The 18,559-nt window shown below is 50.9% G+C and carries 16 protein-coding genes and 10 tRNA genes; 22 read left to right on the top strand and 4 right to left on the bottom strand.

Annotated features, from left to right (window positions below):
• A complete protein-coding gene (locus ACJJI6_RS09425; protein WP_475713212.1) occupies nucleotides 1-942 on the top strand; it encodes a class I SAM-dependent methyltransferase in 942 nt (313 codons plus the stop codon).
• A gap of 34 nt (nucleotides 943-976) precedes the next feature.
• Here ACJJI6_RS09425 and ACJJI6_RS09420 read toward each other — a convergent pair whose 3' ends face one another.
• The gene (locus ACJJI6_RS09420; RefSeq protein ID WP_475713211.1) at nucleotides 977-1,378 is read right to left on the bottom strand and encodes a hypothetical protein; all 402 of its coding nucleotides are present in this window, start codon (nucleotides 1,376-1,378) and stop codon (nucleotides 977-979) included.
• A complete protein-coding gene (locus ACJJI6_RS09415) occupies nucleotides 1,378-2,592 on the bottom strand; it encodes a pyridoxal phosphate-dependent aminotransferase (protein WP_475713210.1) in 1,215 nt (404 codons plus the stop codon). Before ACJJI6_RS09415 ends, ACJJI6_RS09420 begins: the two co-directional genes overlap by 1 nt.
• Before the next feature lie 186 nt (nucleotides 2,593-2,778).
• Between ACJJI6_RS09415 and msrB the strand changes: the two genes are divergently transcribed.
• The 19 genes from msrB (at nucleotide 2,779) to cyoD (ending at nucleotide 14,497) form a co-directional block, all read left to right on the top strand.
• A complete protein-coding gene (gene msrB / locus ACJJI6_RS09410) occupies nucleotides 2,779-3,195 on the top strand; it encodes a peptide-methionine (R)-S-oxide reductase MsrB (RefSeq protein WP_475713209.1) in 417 nt (138 codons plus the stop codon).
• Nucleotides 3,192-3,968 (top strand): DUF1499 domain-containing protein, encoded by a 777-nt coding sequence (locus ACJJI6_RS09405; protein ID WP_475713208.1) that lies wholly within the window; start codon nucleotides 3,192-3,194, stop codon nucleotides 3,966-3,968. Before msrB ends, ACJJI6_RS09405 begins: the two co-directional genes overlap by 4 nt.
• 159 nt (nucleotides 3,969-4,127) lie before the next feature.
• Nucleotides 4,128-4,203, top strand: a tRNA-Glu gene (locus ACJJI6_RS09400).
• A gap of 1 nt (nucleotide 4,204) precedes the next feature.
• A tRNA-Gly gene (locus tag ACJJI6_RS09395) sits at nucleotides 4,205-4,280 on the top strand.
• Between the two features lie 118 nt (nucleotides 4,281-4,398).
• A tRNA-Glu gene (locus ACJJI6_RS09390) sits at nucleotides 4,399-4,474 on the top strand.
• A gap of 33 nt (nucleotides 4,475-4,507) precedes the next feature.
• A tRNA-Gly gene (locus ACJJI6_RS09385) sits at nucleotides 4,508-4,583 on the top strand.
• A 118-nt stretch (nucleotides 4,584-4,701) separates the two neighbouring features.
• Nucleotides 4,702-4,777, top strand: a tRNA-Glu gene (locus ACJJI6_RS09380).
• 33 nt (nucleotides 4,778-4,810) lie between these two features.
• Nucleotides 4,811-4,886: transfer RNA gene (locus tag ACJJI6_RS09375), tRNA-Gly, on the top strand.
• A gap of 118 nt (nucleotides 4,887-5,004) precedes the next feature.
• Nucleotides 5,005-5,080 (top strand) — tRNA-Glu (locus ACJJI6_RS09370).
• Nucleotides 5,081-5,113: 33 nt separating this feature from the next.
• Nucleotides 5,114-5,189: transfer RNA gene (locus ACJJI6_RS09365), tRNA-Gly, on the top strand.
• 203 nt (nucleotides 5,190-5,392) lie between these two features.
• The gene (locus ACJJI6_RS09360; protein ID WP_413665083.1) at nucleotides 5,393-6,328 is read left to right on the top strand and encodes an ABC transporter ATP-binding protein; all 936 of its coding nucleotides are present in this window, start codon (nucleotides 5,393-5,395) and stop codon (nucleotides 6,326-6,328) included.
• On the top strand, nucleotides 6,325-7,098 hold the full coding sequence (locus ACJJI6_RS09355) for an ABC transporter permease (protein WP_413665084.1): 774 nt from the start codon (nucleotides 6,325-6,327) through the stop codon (nucleotides 7,096-7,098). The genes ACJJI6_RS09360 and ACJJI6_RS09355 overlap by 4 nt, the downstream gene beginning before the upstream one ends.
• Nucleotides 7,099-7,105: 7 nt before the next feature.
• Entirely contained in the window at nucleotides 7,106-7,936 is an 831-nt protein-coding gene (queF, locus tag ACJJI6_RS09350) for an NADPH-dependent 7-cyano-7-deazaguanine reductase QueF (RefSeq protein WP_282933541.1), read from the top strand.
• A gap of 179 nt (nucleotides 7,937-8,115) precedes the next feature.
• Complete coding sequence (locus ACJJI6_RS09345) at nucleotides 8,116-9,648, top strand: DcaP family trimeric outer membrane transporter (protein WP_475713207.1); 1,533 nt, start codon at nucleotides 8,116-8,118, stop codon at nucleotides 9,646-9,648.
• Nucleotides 9,649-9,682: 34 nt separating this feature from the next.
• On the top strand, nucleotides 9,683-10,264 hold the full coding sequence (locus ACJJI6_RS09340) for a hypothetical protein (protein WP_282933540.1): 582 nt from the start codon (nucleotides 9,683-9,685) through the stop codon (nucleotides 10,262-10,264).
• Between the two features lie 255 nt (nucleotides 10,265-10,519).
• On the top strand, nucleotides 10,520-11,485 hold the full coding sequence (locus ACJJI6_RS09335; RefSeq protein WP_282933539.1) for a cytochrome c oxidase subunit II: 966 nt from the start codon (nucleotides 10,520-10,522) through the stop codon (nucleotides 11,483-11,485).
• Entirely contained in the window at nucleotides 11,482-13,557 is a 2,076-nt protein-coding gene (locus ACJJI6_RS09330) for a cbb3-type cytochrome c oxidase subunit I (protein WP_413665088.1), read from the top strand. Before ACJJI6_RS09335 ends, ACJJI6_RS09330 begins: the two co-directional genes overlap by 4 nt.
• The gene (locus ACJJI6_RS09325; RefSeq protein ID WP_444894403.1) at nucleotides 13,558-14,184 is read left to right on the top strand and encodes a cytochrome c oxidase subunit 3; all 627 of its coding nucleotides are present in this window, start codon (nucleotides 13,558-13,560) and stop codon (nucleotides 14,182-14,184) included. It abuts the gene before it with no gap.
• On the top strand, nucleotides 14,177-14,497 hold the full coding sequence (gene cyoD, locus ACJJI6_RS09320; protein ID WP_444912603.1) for a cytochrome o ubiquinol oxidase subunit IV: 321 nt from the start codon (nucleotides 14,177-14,179) through the stop codon (nucleotides 14,495-14,497). Before ACJJI6_RS09325 ends, cyoD begins: the two co-directional genes overlap by 8 nt.
• A 29-nt stretch (nucleotides 14,498-14,526) precedes the next feature.
• On the opposite strand, the gene ACJJI6_RS09315 is transcribed toward cyoD, so the two are convergent.
• On the bottom strand, nucleotides 14,527-15,924 hold the full coding sequence (locus ACJJI6_RS09315) for an adenylate/guanylate cyclase domain-containing protein (protein WP_282933535.1): 1,398 nt from the start codon (nucleotides 15,922-15,924) through the stop codon (nucleotides 14,527-14,529).
• 889 nt (nucleotides 15,925-16,813) lie between these two features.
• On the opposite strand from ACJJI6_RS09315, the gene ACJJI6_RS09310 reads away from it, so the two are divergent.
• Nucleotides 16,814-16,901 (top strand) — tRNA-Ser (locus ACJJI6_RS09310).
• 947 nt (nucleotides 16,902-17,848) lie between these two features.
• A tRNA-Ser gene (locus ACJJI6_RS09305) sits at nucleotides 17,849-17,936 on the top strand.
• 128 nt (nucleotides 17,937-18,064) lie between these two features.
• On the opposite strand, the gene ACJJI6_RS09300 is transcribed toward ACJJI6_RS09305, so the two are convergent.
• Nucleotides 18,065-18,316, bottom strand: a complete 252-nt coding sequence (locus ACJJI6_RS09300) for a hypothetical protein (protein WP_475713206.1) — start codon at nucleotides 18,314-18,316, stop codon at nucleotides 18,065-18,067.
• Between the last annotated feature and the right edge of the window lie 243 nt (nucleotides 18,317-18,559).

Here is an 18,559-nt window from a genome sequence, read left to right as displayed (position 1 = left end):
ATGAGTGCAGATTGGCAGTTACTGCTGGAGCAGGTAGAAAATAAACTAGGACAGAATGTTGGCGACAGCCGTCGTTTTTTTCACGGCCGGGGTCGCAGCTATGAGGGTTTGGAGCAGGTTTGCGTCGACAGCTTTTTCCCCGCTTTGTTAGTGACTTTTTTTGAAGAATATGAAGGTGAAGTAGAGCTGTGTGAAAAACTCTGGCAAATGGCCGAGGCGCGAGGTTATCAGGGGGTCGCTGCTCAGCGACGCTATCTCCCTGGGGCACCTTTGCAGTGGCACTTTGGTGAGCCGGTAACAGACCCGGTCGCGCAGCGTGGAAACCTTAAATTCCCCCTCACGTTTGATCGACAAAATGTGGGTTTCTTCCTGGATATTGAGCCGGGCAGGGCCTGGCTTGAAGAGCAGGTGCGTGCAAGAGCTGGGCAGACGTCGGCAAAAATGCTCAATCTTTTCGCTTTCACCTGTGCCTTTTCTGCGGTCGCGCGAGCGGCAGGTGATATCGATATTGTAAATGTGGATGTCAATCGCGGTGTTTTAAATCGCGGACGGGAAAATCACGAGGTTAATGGGCTGTCGCTCAAAGGGGTTCAGTTCCTGCAATTCGATGCACTGCGTCAATTCAAGCGCTTCGATCGTCGCGGCCCCTTTGACCTGGGCATTGTCGATCCGCCGACGCGACAGAAAGGTCGCTTCGATGTCAGCCAGAATTATGAAAAGTTGCTGAGGCAGCTGCCCGCTTGTCTCGCCGCTGAGGCGGATCTGCTGATGGTGATCAACTCGCCCCGGCACAACGAAGCCCAGTTTAGAGAGTTAATCCTCGGATCTGACAGCGGTTATGAAGTTGTAGCGCGCTTGGAGCAGAACCCGGATTTCCCTGATCGGGACCCGGATGCTGCCTTAAAAATGCTGCACGTTAAATATCGCCGCCAATCCCAGTAATGGCGATTGCCAATGCCGCGCCTTAAGGAGCCCCTTACAGCGCGGCAAACTCCCGCATCAAGCGCTCCATCAGCGCCTGCAACTGGCCTGATGATCCCTCGCGCACAGCACTGTTGAGCAACTGGGCGTTGCTCTGTCCGGACTCAGCTTCGGCATTAATCATTAGCAGGAAACCCTTGTGGGTTAATACCGCATCCTCCATCGCCTCCTGGCGCACCAGCTGGGAAAAGTTGATATAGCCGCTCTGCTTTAGCCAGGTCATGGAACCCAGGCAGGCTAAATGGCGGGGGGAGTGCAGCCCGTACTCATCCGGTGAGTCAGGGCCGGAAATATCTTCCACGTAAACGGTTGCCGGTACCGGGAATTGATTAAACATTGCCAGCAGTACCCTGCCGGCATCCCGGTAAAAATCGTGAATATGTAAATCGTCCAGCATCAGCAGGAATATCGCTCCAAAAAGTCGCCCAAGCGTTCCATCGCATGCGATAAGTCGTCGGCACGGGGCAGGAAGACAATGCGCAGGTGGTCCGGTGCATCCCAGTGGAAGGCACTGCCTTGAGCCAGTAGTATTTTTTCCTGGCGCAGGAAATCCAGTACCAGCTGCTCGTCATTTTCGATCTTATGATGATCCAGATGCAGCTTGGGAAACAAGTAGATAGCACCGCTAGGTTTGACACAGCTCACACCGGGAATGTCATTGAGCATGCGGTGGGCCATATCTCGCTGTTGGCGCAGGCGCCCGCCGGGCAGGACCAAATCGTTAATACTCTGGTAGCCACCGAGAGCGGTTTGTACTGCGAACATGGCGGGTACATTGCCGCACAGGCGCATAGAGGCGAGTATTTCCATCCCCTGGATAAAACCTTTGGCCCTATGTTTGGTACCGCTGATAACCATCCAGCCAGAGCGGAAGCCGGCCAAGCGGTAGGACTTGGACAGGCCGTTAAAACTCAGGCAGAGCACGTCTGGGGCCAGCTTGGCCATCGGGGTAAATTCCGCATCGTCGTAGAGAATCTTGCTATAAATCTCATCGGCGAAGATCACCAGGTTGTGACTGCTGGCAACCTCGACAATATCCTCCAGTAGTTCCCGGGGATAAACGGCGCCAGTAGGGTTATTGGGATTGATAACCACTATGCCGCGGGTTTTTGAAGTGATTTTTGCTTTGATATCCTCAATATCAGGCAGCCATCCGGACTCCTCATCGCAGCGATAGAGAACCGGCTTGGCACCGGTGAGGTTGGTGGCGGCCATCCACAGGGGGTAGTTGGGCATTGGCAACAGCATTTCATCGCCATTGTTGAGAAGGGCCTGGGTGCTCATGGAGATCAGTTCGGAGACGCCGTTGCCCAGATAAATATCGTTAATCTCGACGCCCGGGATACCCAGGGTCTGGCACTCTTGCATAATGGCCTTACGCGCAGCGAAGAGCCCTTTGGACTCGACGTAGCCCTGTGCCTCAGAGAGATTGTGAATGACGTCTTGGATAATCTCGTCGGGGGCGTTAAAACCGAAGGGGGCAGGGTTGCCAATATTCAGCTTGAGGATGCGGTGGCCTTCCTCTTCCATGCGCTGGGCCTGCTCCATCACGGGGCCGCGAATTTCGTAGCAGACGCCGTGCAGTTTTTCTGATTTATTGATGTCCTTCATGGTGACCTGGAAGCTCTATTGCAGAGCAGGAGCGGCCCAGGGCCGCGAGTTCAGTGCGCGAAAACCGGGTAATGTCCACCAGCGGTAGGTACCACTCCTGCGGGAAACCGGGAACCGATACACATAGGCATTGCCACAAAGTGACGCCTGACCGGAAACCCCAATTGATTACGGAAACACTAGAGTATGTCAAAACAGATGGATGAGAACTACTGGCGGGATAAGCTTACAGATGAGGAGTTTGAGGTCTGCCGGGAAGGTGGGACAGAGGCGCCGTTTAGCGGCGAATATTGGGATGTTTTTGACGATGGCATCTATCGTTGTCGTTGCTGTGGCGAGGTTTTATTCGGCTCGCAGTCAAAATTTGAGAGCGGGTGTGGTTGGCCCAGCTTTGATGCAGAGCATTATGAAGGTGCGGTGAAGGAGCTGCCTGACAGCAGCTACGGTATGCAGCGTGTAGAGATTCGCTGCAGTAAGTGCGATGCCCATCTCGGTCATGTGTTCGACGATGGTCCCACCGATACGGGACTTCGCTACTGTGTGAACTCTCTATCGGTGAAGCTGGACCAGGGCAGTGATGAAACGGAGGATGACACTGAGTGACGGAATCACACTGGAGTAATTGGTTATTGCGGGTGCAGTGGATTCTGTTACTGCTGATCGTCCTTGCGGCTGCCGCCTTGCGTTACGGGCTGCTGCACTTCTCTGTGGTTTTCAAAATATTTGTGTTTTCTGGCGGTGCAGCCTTGGCAATTGCGCTACTGAGCCTGTTTGTTTTTGTCTGGGGAGTGAGCAAGAGCAAGCCGTTGGTGCGCAGCAATGCTCTGTGGGCGGCGTTGCTCGGACTGCTGCCGGTGGCAATACCTCTGGTAACCGTAGGCAAGGGCAACTTCGATGTGCCAAGAATTCACGACATCAGTACCGATACCCGCAACCCCCCCCAGTATCAAGAGGTATTGAAGTTGCGCCAGAAAGGCGATAACAGTGCCGAATACGGTGGAGAGAAGGTGGCCGAATTGCAGCGGGAGGCAGATATATATGCCGATATAATGCCGTTGCACGTGGACTTCCCGATAGCTCGTACCACTGAGATCGCTGCTGAAGTGGCCGAAGACCTGGGCTGGAAAGTGGTTTCCTATAAGCCTCAGCGGGGCCACCTGGAGGCTGTAGCGAAAACACCGATCCTCGGTTTTACGGACGATATCGTTGTACGGGTCAGCGCTGACGTGGGTGGTGGCTCCAAAGTCGATGTGCGTTCCAGCTCCCGAGTCGGGGTCAGTGACTTGGGTACCAATGCGAAGCGTATCCGCCAATTTCTGGAAGAGTTGCACCTGCACGCGCTGGTGCTCGAGGGAACTGGCACAGAGCGGTACTAGAATGCACTCCAGAAATGGCTGGGTTTTGTAAGTGTCTGACAACAAAAGAAAAAAAATCAAAAAGAGTGTTGACAGGTTTAGCGGTGGTCCATAGAATGCGCCCCACTTCTGACGCAGGGCTACACTCAAAGGTGGAGCGAAACGACAGAAGGTTTCTGGGTCCCCATCGTCTAGAGGCCTAGGACACCGCCCTTTCACGGCGGTAACAGGGGTTCGACTCCCCTTGGGGATGCCACGCGGGAATAGCTCAGTTGGTAGAGCGCAACCTTGCCAAGGTTGAGGTCGCCGGTTCGAACCCGGTTTCCCGCTCCAAATTTCCGCTTTGCGAGATGATCTCTAGTCAACTCGGAAAGCACGCCACCGAGAAATCAGTGGCATTGCCATGGACAGCATGGCAGCGCCGGATCGAAAGATCGAAGTGCAAGTTTCTGTCCCCATCGTCTAGAGGCCTAGGACACCGCCCTTTCACGGCGGTAACAGGGGTTCGACTCCCCTTGGGGATGCCAATACGACCCGGTAGCAATGCTACCGGGTCAATTGCGGGAATAGCTCAGTTGGTAGAGCGCAACCTTGCCAAGGTTGAGGTCGCCGGTTCGAACCCGGTTTCCCGCTCCAATTTTCTGCTTTGCGAGATGATCTCTAGTCAACTCGGAGAGCACGCCACCGAGAAATCAGTGGCATTGCCATGGACAGCATGGCAGCACCGGATCGAAAGGTCGAAGTGCAAGTTTCTGTCCCCATCGTCTAGAGGCCTAGGACACCGCCCTTTCACGGCGGTAACAGGGGTTCGACTCCCCTTGGGGATGCCAATACGACCCGGTAGCAATGCTACCGGGTCAATTGCGGGAATAGCTCAGTTGGTAGAGCGCAACCTTGCCAAGGTTGAGGTCGCCGGTTCGAACCCGGTTTCCCGCTCCAATTTTCTGCTTTGCGAGATGATCTCTAGTCAACTCGGAGAGCACGCCACCGAGAAATCAGTGGCATTGCCATGGACAGCATGGCAGCACCGGATCGAAAGGTCGAAGTGCAAGTTTCTGTCCCCATCGTCTAGAGGCCTAGGACACCGCCCTTTCACGGCGGTAACAGGGGTTCGACTCCCCTTGGGGATGCCAATACGACCCGGTAGCAATGCTACCGGGTCAATTGCGGGAATAGCTCAGTTGGTAGAGCGCAACCTTGCCAAGGTTGAGGTCGCCGGTTCGAACCCGGTTTCCCGCTCCAAAAATAAAAAGCCGCTCAATCGAGCGGCTTTTTGTTTTTCCGATATAGTAATTCTTATCTTCTGCACGGTTACTTTTGCCCGGGACTCCTGCAAGTTCCGGTTCATCCCACCAAGTGACGTGTATGAAAAACCCTAGCTCCCCTCAGGTTGAAATTATTCGGGCAAGCGCGTTGAATAACGCTCCCCACTATAGGAGTGCAAGATGAGCGCTGCGCTATCGATCCATAACTTACAGAAAACCTACGACAATGGTTTCCAGGCCCTGAAAGGCATCAGTTTTGACGTGCAGCCGGGAGACTTCTTTGCGCTGCTGGGCCCCAATGGGGCGGGGAAGTCCACCACCATCGGTATCATCTGTTCCCTGGTGCGCAAAAGCGGTGGTTCAGTGTCGATTTTTGGTGAGGATATCGACGTCGATTTTGCTGCGGCCAAGCGCCTGTTAGGTGTTGTGCCACAAGAATTTAACTTCAGCCAGTTTGAGAAAGTGTTCGACATTGTCGTTACCCAGGGCGGTTTTTACGGTATGCCGCGCAAACTGGCTGAAGAACGCACTGAGAAATACCTGAAGCAGTTGGGTCTGTGGGATAAGCGCGCTACCCAGGCGCGAATGCTCTCCGGTGGTATGAAACGCAGATTGATGATTGCCCGCGCGCTGATTCACGAGCCGAAATTACTGATTCTGGATGAACCCACAGCCGGTGTGGATATAGAGCTGCGGCGTTCCATGTGGAGTTTCCTGGAAAAAATAAACCAGCAGGGCACCACAATTATTCTCACCACCCACTACCTGGAGGAAGCCGAGAGCCTCTGCCGCAATATAGCGATTATCGACAAGGGCACTATTGTCGAGAACACTTCGATAAAGTCACTGCTGAAAACCCTGAACCGGGAAACCTTTATCCTGGATTGCGCAGAATTTCTCACTGAGTGCCCGGACTTGTCCGGTTATGAAGGGCGCTTGCGAGACAACCACTCACTGGAAGTCACTATTGAAAAGGGACAATCTCTGACCGAGGTATTTGCGTCATTGCAGCGGCAGGGCATCACAGTCACCAGTATGCGCAATCGCGCCAATCGCTTGGAGGAATTGTTCCTGTCCATGTTGTCGGAAGAAAAAATGTCGGGGCTAGAAGAGTGAAGGGCAGATTAATCTGGATATCATTCAGCACTATTTATCGTCGGGAAGTCCGGCGCTTTATGCGTATATGGCCACAGACCCTTGTACCGCCGGTAATCACTATGTCACTGTACTTTGTGATCTTTGGCTCCCTGATTGGTCGGCGAATCGGTGATATGGGGGGCTATCCGTATATCGAGTTTGTTGTGCCGGGTTTGATCATGATGTCGGTGATTACCAACTCCTACGCCAACGTAGTTTCGTCTTTTTACAGCGCTAAATTTCAGCGCAGTGTGGAGGAGCTTCTGGTCTCGCCAACGCCGAATTGGGTGATTATGGCGGGCTATGTTCTCGGTGGCGTGTCACGGGGATTAATGGTGGGGTTGATAGTGACTCTCGTAGCGATGTTTTTTACCTCGCTGACGGTAGAGCACATCTTTGTCACGGTAGCGATTGTATTTTTGACAGCGGTGCTGTTTTCCCTGGCCGGGTTTATCAATGCTATTTTTGCCAATAGTTTTGATGCTATCTCTATTATTCCGACCTTTGTATTAACTCCCCTCACATACCTGGGAGGCGTGTTTTACTCTATCGACCTGCTGTCGCCTTTTTGGCAGGGGTTGTCGAAATTGAACCCAATTCTTTATATGGTGAACTCCTTCCGTTACGGCATTTTGGGTGTTTCCGATATTAATGTTGTCGGGGCATTTTTTGGCGTCCTGGTATTTATTGCGCTTCTGGCATCCTGGGCCATTTATCTGATGAGCCACGGTAAGCGACTGAGACATTGAGAAATTTATGACAAGAGAAGACTGGCAAAACCTCCCCCTGGGGCAGGAGACCACCTACGAATCCACTTACAACCCCGAGTTGCTCCATCCAATTCAGCGCTCAGTATCCCGAGCCCAGTTGGGGCTCTCTGCCGGCGCAATGCCTTTCTTTGGAGAGGACGAATGGTGGGGTTTTGAGCTTTCCTGGTTGAACCCCAGGGGTAAACCACAGGTGGCGGTGGCTCGTTTTAGTTTTCCTGCAGAAAGCCCCTGTATGGTGGAGTCAAAATCCTTCAAGCTGTATTTAAACTCTTTCAACCAGAGCAAGTTTGAATCCTGGAGATTGGTACAGGATGCCCTGGTGCGGGACCTCTCTGCAGCGGCGGGGGCAAATGTCGGCGTTACCCTGATGGATGTGGAAGATGCAGCGCTGGCAGTTGAGAAACCAGAGGGCTATTGTCTGGATCATCTCGATATAGAAGTGAATAATTACGAGCCGGACCCCGCACTTCTCGCCCTCGAAGGCGGTGAGGAAGATGTGAGTGAGGTTCTTTATAGCCACTTGCTGCGCAGTAATTGTCCGGTAACGGGACAACCGGATTGGGCGACAGTAGTTGTGGACTATAAAGGGCCGGCACTGAAGCGAGAGGCACTGTTGGCTTATATTGTTTCCTTCCGCGAACACCAGGATTTTCACGAGCACTGTGTCGAGCGTATCTTTTGCGACTTGCAACAGTTGGCGGAATTTACCGAGTTAACTGTTTGTGCTCGCTATACCCGTCGTGGCGGCTTGGATATTAATCCGCTGAGATCGACTCGCATTGAGAAACGTATGCCTCCGCGTTTTGCCCGTCAATAATTTCCTTTCTTAAGTGCCACCGGAGTCCCCGGTGGCACGGCCCTTCAATATCACTCTTTGCCTAAGGCCGATCTGGGTTGGCGCTGCGGTCTCTTAAGCTACGCTTTCCAGATAGGCCGGGGAAACCGACAGTGCAGTTGTGTTGGCCGCCCCACAGGAGGTGGAGTTGAGGCTGACAGATGGAGATTAATACGCAGTCCCCAGTAATTCCTGCCGTAGTAATCGGTTTTGCCCCACTTCTTTTTTCCCAATCCTCCACTGCAGAAGTTTATGTTAAAGCTGATGATCTGATACGGGTGATTGAGGCCCAGCAACAGCAGCTGGAAGAGCAGCAGGCCCAGATTCAGCAACAACAGGCAGACCTCGAAGCCCTGCGTCGGCAAATTGAGCAAATGCAACGGGCACCACCATCCCGACCGTCTCTGGAAGTAACTCCTGTACAGCCCGTTGAAGCACCGGTGAGCAAGGAGGGCATGAATGATTTACAGCGACAGATAGAGGAAATACGCCAAGAAGTTCCACCTGGTTCGCTGCCTCCGCCGCGGGCCCAGTCTGATCAGGCGGTACCTGATCCCAGTGACATCGAAGATGTGATTGCCAATGCGACAACGGAGTGGCCTGGCTCCATTCCCTTGTTGGGAAATACCATGAAGGCGAAGATCAGTGGCTTTGCGGACTTGGATGTCAATTATGATACCGACGCGATCATCAGCCCCGCACAATTTGTACCTGCCGATATTGTGACTTTCGACAAAACGGCTGCAGAGGGAGCGGACGGGCAGACAGAATTTACCGTGCAGACCTCCAGGCTGGTATTTGAGACCCTGCAGCACTGGGAGGGACGTGAATTTAAAACTCTGATTTCGATGGACTTCCTGCAGGACTCTAGTGTTACCACTCCCAACCCCCGTATGCGCAAAGCTTATGGAGAAGTGAGTAATGCGCTTTGGGGGGGCAGTATTCTTGTGGGGCAGCAGTGGTCAACATTCGCGAACTTGGAAGCGGTCCCCAATACCCTGGATTTCCAGGGGCCTAATTCGGCATTTGGCTTGCGCCATTCAATGGTCCGATGGATTAAGAGGTACGGGCCACAGTATTACTTTAAGGTGGCTATTGAAGCGCCGGATTCACAAATATTCGAGGATGCAACTGAGGTTGCCCGCTGGCCCGATGCGGTATTTGCGCTGGAGTCGGACTTGCCTAGGTCCCAGGTACAAGCGGGTTTGGTATTAAGGGATTTGCGCGCGAGTGGCGATCCGGATTCAGCCGTATCGACTACCGGCTGGGGATTAAATTTAAGCGGCACTTTCAATATGCCCGGCGTACTTTCCAAGGATGTCCTTTATTACTCTTTGTCCGTCGGTGCGGGATATAGCGGTCTACTTAATGACGCGCCACCAGATGCAGCTTATGATTTTTTTGATAACTCCGTAGAGGCACTAAACACTACAGCCTGGTATCTGGGGTACCAGCACTGGTGGACTCCTTGCCTTTATACCGTAGCGACCTACGGCAGGGTAAGGCAGGATAATCTGGACTTCCAACCCGGTGAGGCCTACAAAGCAACCCAATACCGCAGTATCAATATTGTCTGGTTACCCTTTCCCCGTTGGTTGACTGGAATCGAGGTGCTCTACGGCGCTCGCAAAGACAAAGATGGAGATAGGGGGTCTTTGGTGCGGACACAATTTACGACCCGAATGACATTTTAAGAAAGTAAAGTGTTTAAACGAGGTGTTCAGGTATATGCGAGTCAAACGAGAGAAGGTATTTCAAGCACGAGTTATTCGGTTGTTATGCAGCCTTTCAGTGATTTCTCTTCTGCTCGGATGGACTTCAGCCAGTACCGTGGTTACGCGGGTATGGCAGTCCCCATATATTGGTATTCAAAGCTTAGGAAAAACCCTGGTACTCGCATACACCCTGGTACCGAGGCCAATAGTCGGTGGGCAGGTAGAAAGGGAGTGGGTCATGCAACTGCAGGATACGGGTATTGATGCGCATTCCTGGAGTGCTCTCGGGGCAATAACTGGTGTTCCCTCAATGGGGGAGATTGCACCCTTACTCCGGGAGAGAGGATTTGACACTTTATTGGTTACCCAATTGTTGGCATTAAAACGGATCAACCCGAATATCCGCAACTCCCAGGTTGCTGTTGTGGAGACACGTTTATATTCAGCGCCTAGTGACGAAGTTTATTGGTCGGTTCAGTCGGATACTTTTTTATACAAGTATTCAGGGGAGGAGCTGCGCCATCCCAATGAGAGAGATTTGCGTGAATTTGTAGAGGTGATGATTCGCACTATGTCTGGCAATGGCGTTTTATAGCCGCTAACTTATCGTGATTTTTATCGAACCTTTCTCTAGGGCAATGGAACTGTTGTATTCAGCTATTCTGGTGAGACAAACCGTTGATGGGCCTATCAAAGAGTGCGCGTTCAATGGTTCGAAAGGGAATTCAAAGCGTTAGCTGGAATAGATGCCGGCTAACTACTTTTGGCGGTAGGCTTTACCATGGATTGGAATCTAAAAGCCCCTGTGGTTTTTGGGCGTGCGTATCTAAGGTACTGGAGATGTGTTGATGTGCACGCTCCACGATTATTATTTATTCTGCCAGTTTTTCTCTCAATTTTATTAATCCCCTATTCAGCCAGTGCTTCTGAAACCTTTCTGATGCCGTTGGGACCAGTGGCAGAGGAGCAGAAAGTACACTTCTTTTGGGCTATGGCACTCACCATGGTCGCTGTTCTCCCGGTATTTATCCTGGTGCCAGTAATCCTCTTTAAATACCGAAGAAAAAAAGGTCACGGATTCTATGCGCCAAAATGGGAAACCTATGGCCCGCTCGAAGTAATTATGTGGGGTGTGCCATTCCTGGTCATAATTGTGCTGTCAGTGATGCTCTGGCGTGCAACGGCGCGGCTCGATCCCTACAAGGAAATACAGGGCGTTGTACCCCCGGTAAAAGTGCAGGTGGTGGGGCTCGACTGGAAGTGGTTATTTATCTATCCGGAGCTGGATATTGCAACGGTCGGTGAATTGGTTGTACCAGTACACACTCCAGTCTCAATGATATTAACCAGCGACACGGTAATGCAGTCGTTCTTTATTTCTGCACTGGCTGGGCAGATTTATGTGATGCCGGGTATGACGACAAAGCTCAATTTTATCGGTACAAAAACCGGCGACACCAGAGGGGAGAATACTCAATATACCGGCAATGGTTTTGTCGACCAGAATTTTGCAGTCAAGGTTGTGACTGATGAGGACTTTGAAGCCTGGGTAAAGCAAGTACGGACGGGTGGGATTGTCCTGAGTCCAGAAAATTATAACCGCCTGGCACAGCGAAATACCAAAAAACAAGCATACAAAGTCTTGGGAAATAGCAAGATGCCAGAAAATACATTGTATTTTAACTTGCCGGGCACAGACCTTTTTCACGAAATAGTAATGCGTTATCACTCCGGTAAACCGCTGAGCATAGAAGAGCAGCCCGGCACCCGAAAATTCGGCCGGGGCGAGGATGATGCCGAGGGAGCGCAGCCATGAACAATTTGGATTACGGTTGGCTGGGTAAGCTCAATTGGGATTCTCTGGTATTTAGCGGGTTTCTTGAGCGACCCTCAGTCAGTGAGGCCGTTGCCAGTGTGGCGGGCTCGATAGTAATACTGGCAACAGTGGGAATCCTGTTTTTATTGACCTGGTTTAAAGTCTGGGGAACACTCTGGCGGGATTGGTTGACCAGCACTGATCACAAAAGAATCGGCATTATGTATATCGCTTTTGCGATCGTGATGTTGGTTCGAGGGTTGCTAGAGGGGATGGTAATGCGTGCCCAGCAAGCCGCCGCACCGGAAGGCTTCCTCTATGCAGATCACTTTGCCCAGTTGTTCAGTACACACGGCACCATAATGGTGTTTTTTGTGGCAGTTCCGTTTTTGGTGGGCCTTATTAATTTTGCTATGCCGCTGCAAATTGGTGCCCGTGATGTGGCCTTCCCGGTACTTAATCAAATCAGCCTGGCGGTGACAGTTTCCTCCGGTATTTTGTTGATGGTCTCTCTGGTGGTGGGGCAGTTTTCTACTGGGGGTTGGTCGGCTTATCCGCCTTATACGGGGGCGGATTTTAGCCCTGGGGTTGGGCCTGACTACTGGATATGGGCGATCGTATTTTCTGGGGCGGGGACCACATTAACGGGGATTAATTTCACCGTCACCGTGTATAAATGCCGTGGTCCAGGAATGCACTTATTCCGTATGCCACTGTTTTGTTGGACCGTACTCTGCGCCTCCATTCTAATGATTTTCGCAATGCCGCCTCTCAGCGTTGCCGCACTGATGTTGGGCTTGGATCGCTACCTGGATTTCCACTTCTTCACCAATGACCTCGGTGGAAATATGATGAACTATGCCAATTTGTTTTGGCTCTTTGGCCACCCTGAGGTCTATCTATTGGTGTTGCCAGCCTATGGTATTTTTTCCGAGGTCTTTTCTACCTATTCGGCCAAAACCCTGTACGGCTATAAATCCCTGGTGATTGCCACCATGTGTATTGCGATCCTGTCCTTTACTGTGTGGTTACATCACTTTTTCACCATGGGGCAGAGTCCGACGATCAATATTGCCTTTGGTATAGCGACTATGCTGATCGCGGTGCCGACCGGGGTGAAAGTATACGACTGGATGGCGACCATGTATCGCGGTCGAATACGTTTTACCACTCCAATGGTTTATGCCATCGGCTTTTTAATCCTGTTCGTGATTGGTGGTCTGTCCGGCGTTATCCTGGCTAACCCCACTGTCGATTTCCAAGTGCACAATACACTGTTCCTGGTGGCGCATTTCCACAATGTTTTGATTCCCGGCGTGCTGTTTGGAATTTTGGCGGGGTACAACTACTGGTTCCCCAAAGCATTTGGTTTCCGCCTTAATGATAAGTGGGGCAAACGCTCAGCCTATCTCTGGTTTGCAGGATTTATGGTGACATTCTTCCCGCTCTATGGCGCCGGCTTATTGGGGATGCCAAGACGATCATTCAGCTATGCCGATCTCACATTCAAGCCGTACATGATCGTTGCTTTTATCGGCGCAATGATTGTTCTGGCGGCCTTAATTTCGCTGGTTATTCAATTTATCGTAAGTATCAGGGACCGAAAGAAAACCCAGGTTCCTGTGGGTGATCCTTGGGATGGACGGTCCCTGGAGTGGAACTCTCCCGCTCCAGTACCGGCTTATAACTTTGTTGAAATACCCAAGGTTACTGATCGGGATGCATTTACTGAGGCTAAGGAGCACGGTGAAGCCTATAAGCGGCCTAAAGTCTATCGAGACATAGAGCTCCCTAAAAATAATCCTCTCGGATTTATTTTGTGCGTTGTCAGTGGAATTTTGATGTTTGCCCTGGTTTGGTACATCTGGTGGCTTGCACTGATCTCCGCATTAACCATTTTGGTTGCAGTTATCGCGGCCACCTTCCGCAAAGAAACGGAATATATTATTCCTGCCAGTCAGTTAGAAAAGGATACGGAAGCTTGGTTGGCCTTGGTCGAGAAGAGCGAGGCAGTGAGCCGGGACCTGGAAGATTCCCCGCGAAATGTCGGCCTTGCGAAGCTGGAGATCTAAATGAATCCCGTCTCTTCACCGAAAAGCCCGGGCAGCATCAATCCCCACGAAGCCATCCACAGAGATCCCGATATGGTGATCTTTGGCTTCTGGGTCTTCATGATGAGCGACCTGATTTTCTTTGGGGTGGTATTTGCGATTTATATCACCATGGTGGGCGCTACCGCCGGAGGGCCGGGCCCGAAAGAGCTTTTTGATTTCGGCAGCTTGTTCGCCCAAACGATGCTTCTTCTAACCAGCAGCCTCACTGCGGGTATTGCGACAGTTATTGTTAAGCATGAACGCAGTCGCGCTGCCTTTCTATTTTGGGTGGTGATAACCCTGTTGCTGGGCATGGGTTTCCTGGCATTGGAACTGTACGACTTTGCCGGGATGGCCGAGAAGGGCGGGGTGCCACAGCGCAGTGGTTACCTGTCAGCCTTTTTTGGTTTAGTGCCCTTGCACGGTCTCCATGTCACTTTCGGCTGTCTGTGGATGATCGTTTTGATCGTTCAGGTTTTCACTATGGGATTGGGGGATGTCGTAAAGCTGCGCTTTCTGCGCCTGGCATTATTCTGGCATTTCCTCGATTTGATTTGGATCGGAATTTTTTCCGTGGTTTATTTCGGTGGCTGGGTCTATGGCTAAAGAACCGACTTTTGCACAACACCTGCGGCTGTATATCACAGGTTATATCCTGTCTATTGTGCTCACTCTAGCGGCTTTTGCCGCAGTGCTGACGATCGGAAGGGAGAATAAAAGTGTCTTGATTCTGGTTGCGTTACTAGGGGTTGCGCAGCTGGTGGTGCAATTAAAATATTTCTTGAACGTAACGACCCAACGGGACCGGAGGGATAACCTGGCGTTAATCCTTTTCTCTAGCTTAATTCTTTTGATTATTGTGTTAGGTACAGTCTGGATTATGGGGAACCTGGCGGTGCGTATGCATACAACTATGTAGCGCTTTACGCTTACGCACCTTTTATAAAATTAGATAATAACTTTGCTCTTCAGGTTGGATGCTGCTTTTTGCAGGGACTGTAAAACCTTTTCTTTATCGTAATTTCGGATTTTATCCAGGTCTAAATGCATTGAGAATCCGGGGGCATGCTCCTCCAGGTAACTCTGCTGCCCACCCAGGTTCTTACGCAGATCAGTAACCTGGTAAACCTTCACCGGGGTACTAATACCTTTTACGGTGATATGCCCTTTGTCCCGGCACATTACCGTGTGTTTGATCATGGCCCAGGTCTCGTGGCTAATCAGGATTTCTCCCGGCTGGGCGGCGCCTTCCAATCGTGAAGCGAGGTTAACGTGGGTACCCATCACCGTGTAAGACTGGTAGTTGGCGGTACCAAAAATGCCGACAGTACAGTAGCCGGTATTAATACCCATACGAACCTGTAGAGGGCGCGAGATACCTTTGTTGTACCATTCCTGCTTCATTTCACGTACGCGTTTACGCATCGCCAGGGCCATAGCTACGCAGCGCAGAGCGTCTGACTTGGGTCCCTTACTCTCATCGTCCCCAAAAACAACCATTACCGCATCGCCGATAAACTTATCGATAGTGCCGCCGTATTGTCCAGCTATACGTGCCATTTCGGAGAGGTAATTATTGAGCAGCTGGGTAAAGGTCTCTGCCTCTAACTCCTCGGTGAGCTGGCTGAAGTCTTTGATGTCAGAAAAGAAAACGGTGAGGAGCTTTCGCTGGGTCACCAGAGCTTCTTCATCCCCGGTAGTGACAGAGCGCCACAGCTTTTGTGGCAGGTATTTGGAAAGTTTGTAGGAGCGAACCTTGCTAACGCGTTGCTCAACCATCAGGGAGTGATTGGCTTCCTTAAGCTGGCCAATCTGGCGGTGGGTAAAGAATGCATAGGCGCATAAATAGGCCAGAATACAGATCAGGCTCACGGTGCTGATAGTGAGGTCAGCGCTCACTAGCAGAGATGGCTCGTGCATCAGGTACCCGATAACGACCCCAACCAATAAGCCGGTATTGTGCTCAAACCAAGCGCGACCACCGCCGCCCCCAGTGAGGGCATTCAGCTGGACCATGGTAACCAGCAGCAGCGAGGGCAGCATGCTGAAGTCTGCCAGGGATATGGTGATGCCGATCAGTACTGTATCCAGGAAAGAGAGGCAGCGCCGGGTTTTCAGTGCTTTTTTATCGCCAGTTTTGTAGAGGATAAATTGGGCGAGAGCGGTATAAGCAATGATAAAAAGAGCAGATCCGGTAATAACCAGCTTGTCTGATTGCCATGGCGCATCCCAATTCACCGCGTTTGCCAGGGTACCGGCAGCGGCAAATAAAATCAGGGTGCGAAAATAGGTGGAGTAGCGAGGGTTAACATTCCGCCCCGTGCTCTCCTCAAGCTGGTCCTGCATTTGTGTTGTTCTTTGTCCGTTTGAGCAGAAAGTGAACACCTTGCGCGTTGGCGATAGGGTGGCTCCGATTTCCCCATCCACCGTATAGCCACGCCGTGACTCCAGCAGCGCAGTTTACTCTTCCGAGGAACAGAATGCGAAAAAACTGTGCATGCAAGTGATATTTTTCTCGTTGTTGTTGCCAGTGATATTACCGCACCTCCAGCCTCTGAACCTCCCAATTTTCATGGCAGATTTGCAGTTTAGGCAGGGAGGGTACCTTAGGGCTTTGCGTATCAAGGTTTATATAGATAGCGACCACTGACTCTACAGCAGGCCAAGGATTATGACAGGGTGCTTTTTCGACATTATTAACCTAGATCAATCTGAGCTCAGGAATCCGGGCGACTTGTACCAGGTGAAGGGAAAAGGGGGGTGTCAGCAAAAGGCAAGTTTTCCTATAACTGCTTTAGGGGGTTGGGTATCGGCCTCAGATAAAGCCGGGCTTATATTCACCTTTGAGTCAAGGGGTTACATAAGTTGTACAGCCCATACATTGGAGAACTGAAGGGGCAGAGCAGGCCGGAAAACTAATGCTGGTCGGACTAATATAGAGCCTGGATCAATCGACTCACAGAGTCTAGCCACCAAACCTGCGATAGCTGAGGGGCTCATTTGAGGGGGCAAATAGCCGTGGTGACTTGTAGCGGATAGTCTGGGCTCCCTCATGATGCCCCGTTTTAACAGCCAGAGAGACTTTTTTCGCATTAGTGCTTGCACAACAATGAACATTTGGGTAAAGTGCGCGCTCTCTCGACGACACAGCAGCTATCTTCCTGATTTCCTTGAAGATTTCGCTGAAGAGAGAGACCGCTACAAGGCGGAGAGCCCTCGCGAAGGGTGACAATTTGGTGAGGTGTCCGAGTGGTCGAAGGAGCACGCCTGGAAAGTGTGTATGTCGCAAGGCATCGAGGGTTCGAATCCCTCCCTCACCGCCATCTTCTAAAAGCCCGGCTTATGCCGGGCTTTTTTGTTTCTGCCTTTCGATTGGTTTCTCTATGTCTTTTTTGGCGATTCTACTCGTCAGCCCAGAGATTTTTGGGCTTTGCTAAGGGGGGATCTCATCTTAGAAGGGTTTGCCAAATACTACTGCGTTTATAATTGACGGGCTGTTAGATTTAAGGGGGTACACAAAGGCCTCTTTACTCATTCTGCTGTAGTATTTTATATAGATCCTCATTTTTGTTGCTATTATCCCTGCTGTCTAAATTGTGGGCTAAGTTGGTTTTGAGGGAATTTTAACTGCGAGTTAGCTCTTCTCCTTGCTTTTGCCTGCAGCTCCACTGTCTACTTTTTTGGGTTAAAGTCATACATATTTATATTTTGGCTCTTATTGAGGCAAATTATCTAAATAAAATTTGTACCTGCTGAGTAAAAACTTCTTATTCAACAATCTTCTCTACTTCCTATTTTTTCTTTCACTTAGAGTGGCTTGTTGGAAGTTTGCACTATCGGCCATTTAAATAATGGCAATAGTCTCAGAACTGCCTCCAAAGTTTTTGGAGGCAGTGAGAGTTACGCTGCCGGCATCAACTCACTACGCCGAGTTATCAGCTATAACGCAATAAACAACCCCTAACAGGGGCGGGCGCAAAGCTTTTTCCAAGCATGGTTGGCCAGTTTGGCGGCGGTGTAAGAGGAGGCGGTTGGGGAGCCATTCAATGGCTTATGTGGGCTCTCAGGGAAGCCGCTAGTAGCTGAGCATGAGCACCAAGATAAAGGTAAGTACACATTCACCCCAGATTCCACTGGAATTTTCTTCGACATTTGGGTAAAGTGCGCACTCTCTCGACGATATAACAGCTATCCTATTGATTTACTTAAGGGTTTTGCTGGAAAGAGAGGCCGCTTTAAGGCGGAATGCCCTCGCAGAGGGTGACAATTTGGTGAGGTGTCCGAGTGGTCGAAGGAGCACGCCTGGAAAGTGTGTATGTCGCAAGGCATCGAGGGTTCGAATCCCTCCCTCACCGCCATCTTCTAAAAGCCCGGCTTATGCCGGGCTTTTTTATTTCTGAAGCTTTTGTTCTTTAGTCTTGAGTATCAAAGACCTTAGCTGTCACTGCTTTCTCCTATAGACGGAGGAGGCTGCTAGGCAGAGACCCTATTTATTACCGCAATATTCATCAAAATTGCTGGGAGTGTTAGCAAAGCCAGCCTTCTCTGCAAGTTCCCATGGTCGTTCGCATTCTTTAGTTTTACTACACCAAAGGTAGCCGGCTGAGTTTATACACCCGTGGGCATCCTTGTCTGAACCGATCGGTGTGGTGGGCTTGGGATCCTCTGGAGTATCTGAGGAGCACCCCATTAGGGAGGCGACTAGAATAAAAGCGGCGGCTTCTTTGATTTTGAGCATTACAATCACCAGAAAGATAAGGTTATTGTTAAGTATACGATTTAGTGCAGCACCCATCACAAGTCGTGCCTAATTGCTACCTCAAGGCCAGTTCAAGTGGGTCCTTTAATATTATTATTAAGTTCGAAAGGGTATGGGGTTGATAAGCCCCTTCAGTCTAGTAGCTTATCTGCAAATCTGGCTATACTTAAAAATCACCCTCTCGATAACTCTCAAAAGTCCTGGTTACTTTAATATCCTGAC

The sequence above is a fragment of the Microbulbifer maximicatervae (SeqCode) genome (assembly GCF_056232625.1).
This window is presented reverse-complemented; position numbering and strand designations above follow the sequence as displayed.

Excerpts from the sequence above, each read along its gene's own strand:
- ACJJI6_RS09420 (WP_475713211.1), bottom strand. The coding sequence starts at position 1,378 with ATGCTGGACGATTTACATATTCACGATTTTTACCGGGATGCCGGCAGG.
- ACJJI6_RS09360 (WP_413665083.1), top strand. The coding sequence starts at position 5,393 with ATGAGCGCTGCGCTATCGATCCATAACTTACAGAAAACCTACGACAAT.
- ACJJI6_RS09330 (WP_413665088.1), top strand. The coding sequence starts at position 11,482 with ATGAACAATTTGGATTACGGTTGGCTGGGTAAGCTCAATTGGGATTCT.
- ACJJI6_RS09415 (WP_475713210.1), bottom strand. The coding sequence starts at position 2,592 with ATGAAGGACATCAATAAATCAGAAAAACTGCACGGCGTCTGCTACGAA.
- ACJJI6_RS09345 (WP_475713207.1), top strand. The coding sequence starts at position 8,116 with ATGGAGATTAATACGCAGTCCCCAGTAATTCCTGCCGTAGTAATCGGT.
- queF (WP_282933541.1), top strand. The coding sequence starts at position 7,106 with ATGACAAGAGAAGACTGGCAAAACCTCCCCCTGGGGCAGGAGACCACC.
- ACJJI6_RS09425 (WP_475713212.1), top strand. The coding sequence starts at position 1 with ATGAGTGCAGATTGGCAGTTACTGCTGGAGCAGGTAGAAAATAAACTA.
- msrB (WP_475713209.1), top strand. The coding sequence starts at position 2,779 with ATGTCAAAACAGATGGATGAGAACTACTGGCGGGATAAGCTTACAGAT.
- ACJJI6_RS09300 (WP_475713206.1), bottom strand. The coding sequence starts at position 18,316 with ATGCTCAAAATCAAAGAAGCCGCCGCTTTTATTCTAGTCGCCTCCCTA.
- cyoD (WP_444912603.1), top strand. The coding sequence starts at position 14,177 with ATGGCTAAAGAACCGACTTTTGCACAACACCTGCGGCTGTATATCACA.
- ACJJI6_RS09340 (WP_282933540.1), top strand. The coding sequence starts at position 9,683 with ATGCGAGTCAAACGAGAGAAGGTATTTCAAGCACGAGTTATTCGGTTG.
- ACJJI6_RS09325 (WP_444894403.1), top strand. The coding sequence starts at position 13,558 with ATGAATCCCGTCTCTTCACCGAAAAGCCCGGGCAGCATCAATCCCCAC.
- ACJJI6_RS09315 (WP_282933535.1), bottom strand. The coding sequence starts at position 15,924 with ATGCAGGACCAGCTTGAGGAGAGCACGGGGCGGAATGTTAACCCTCGC.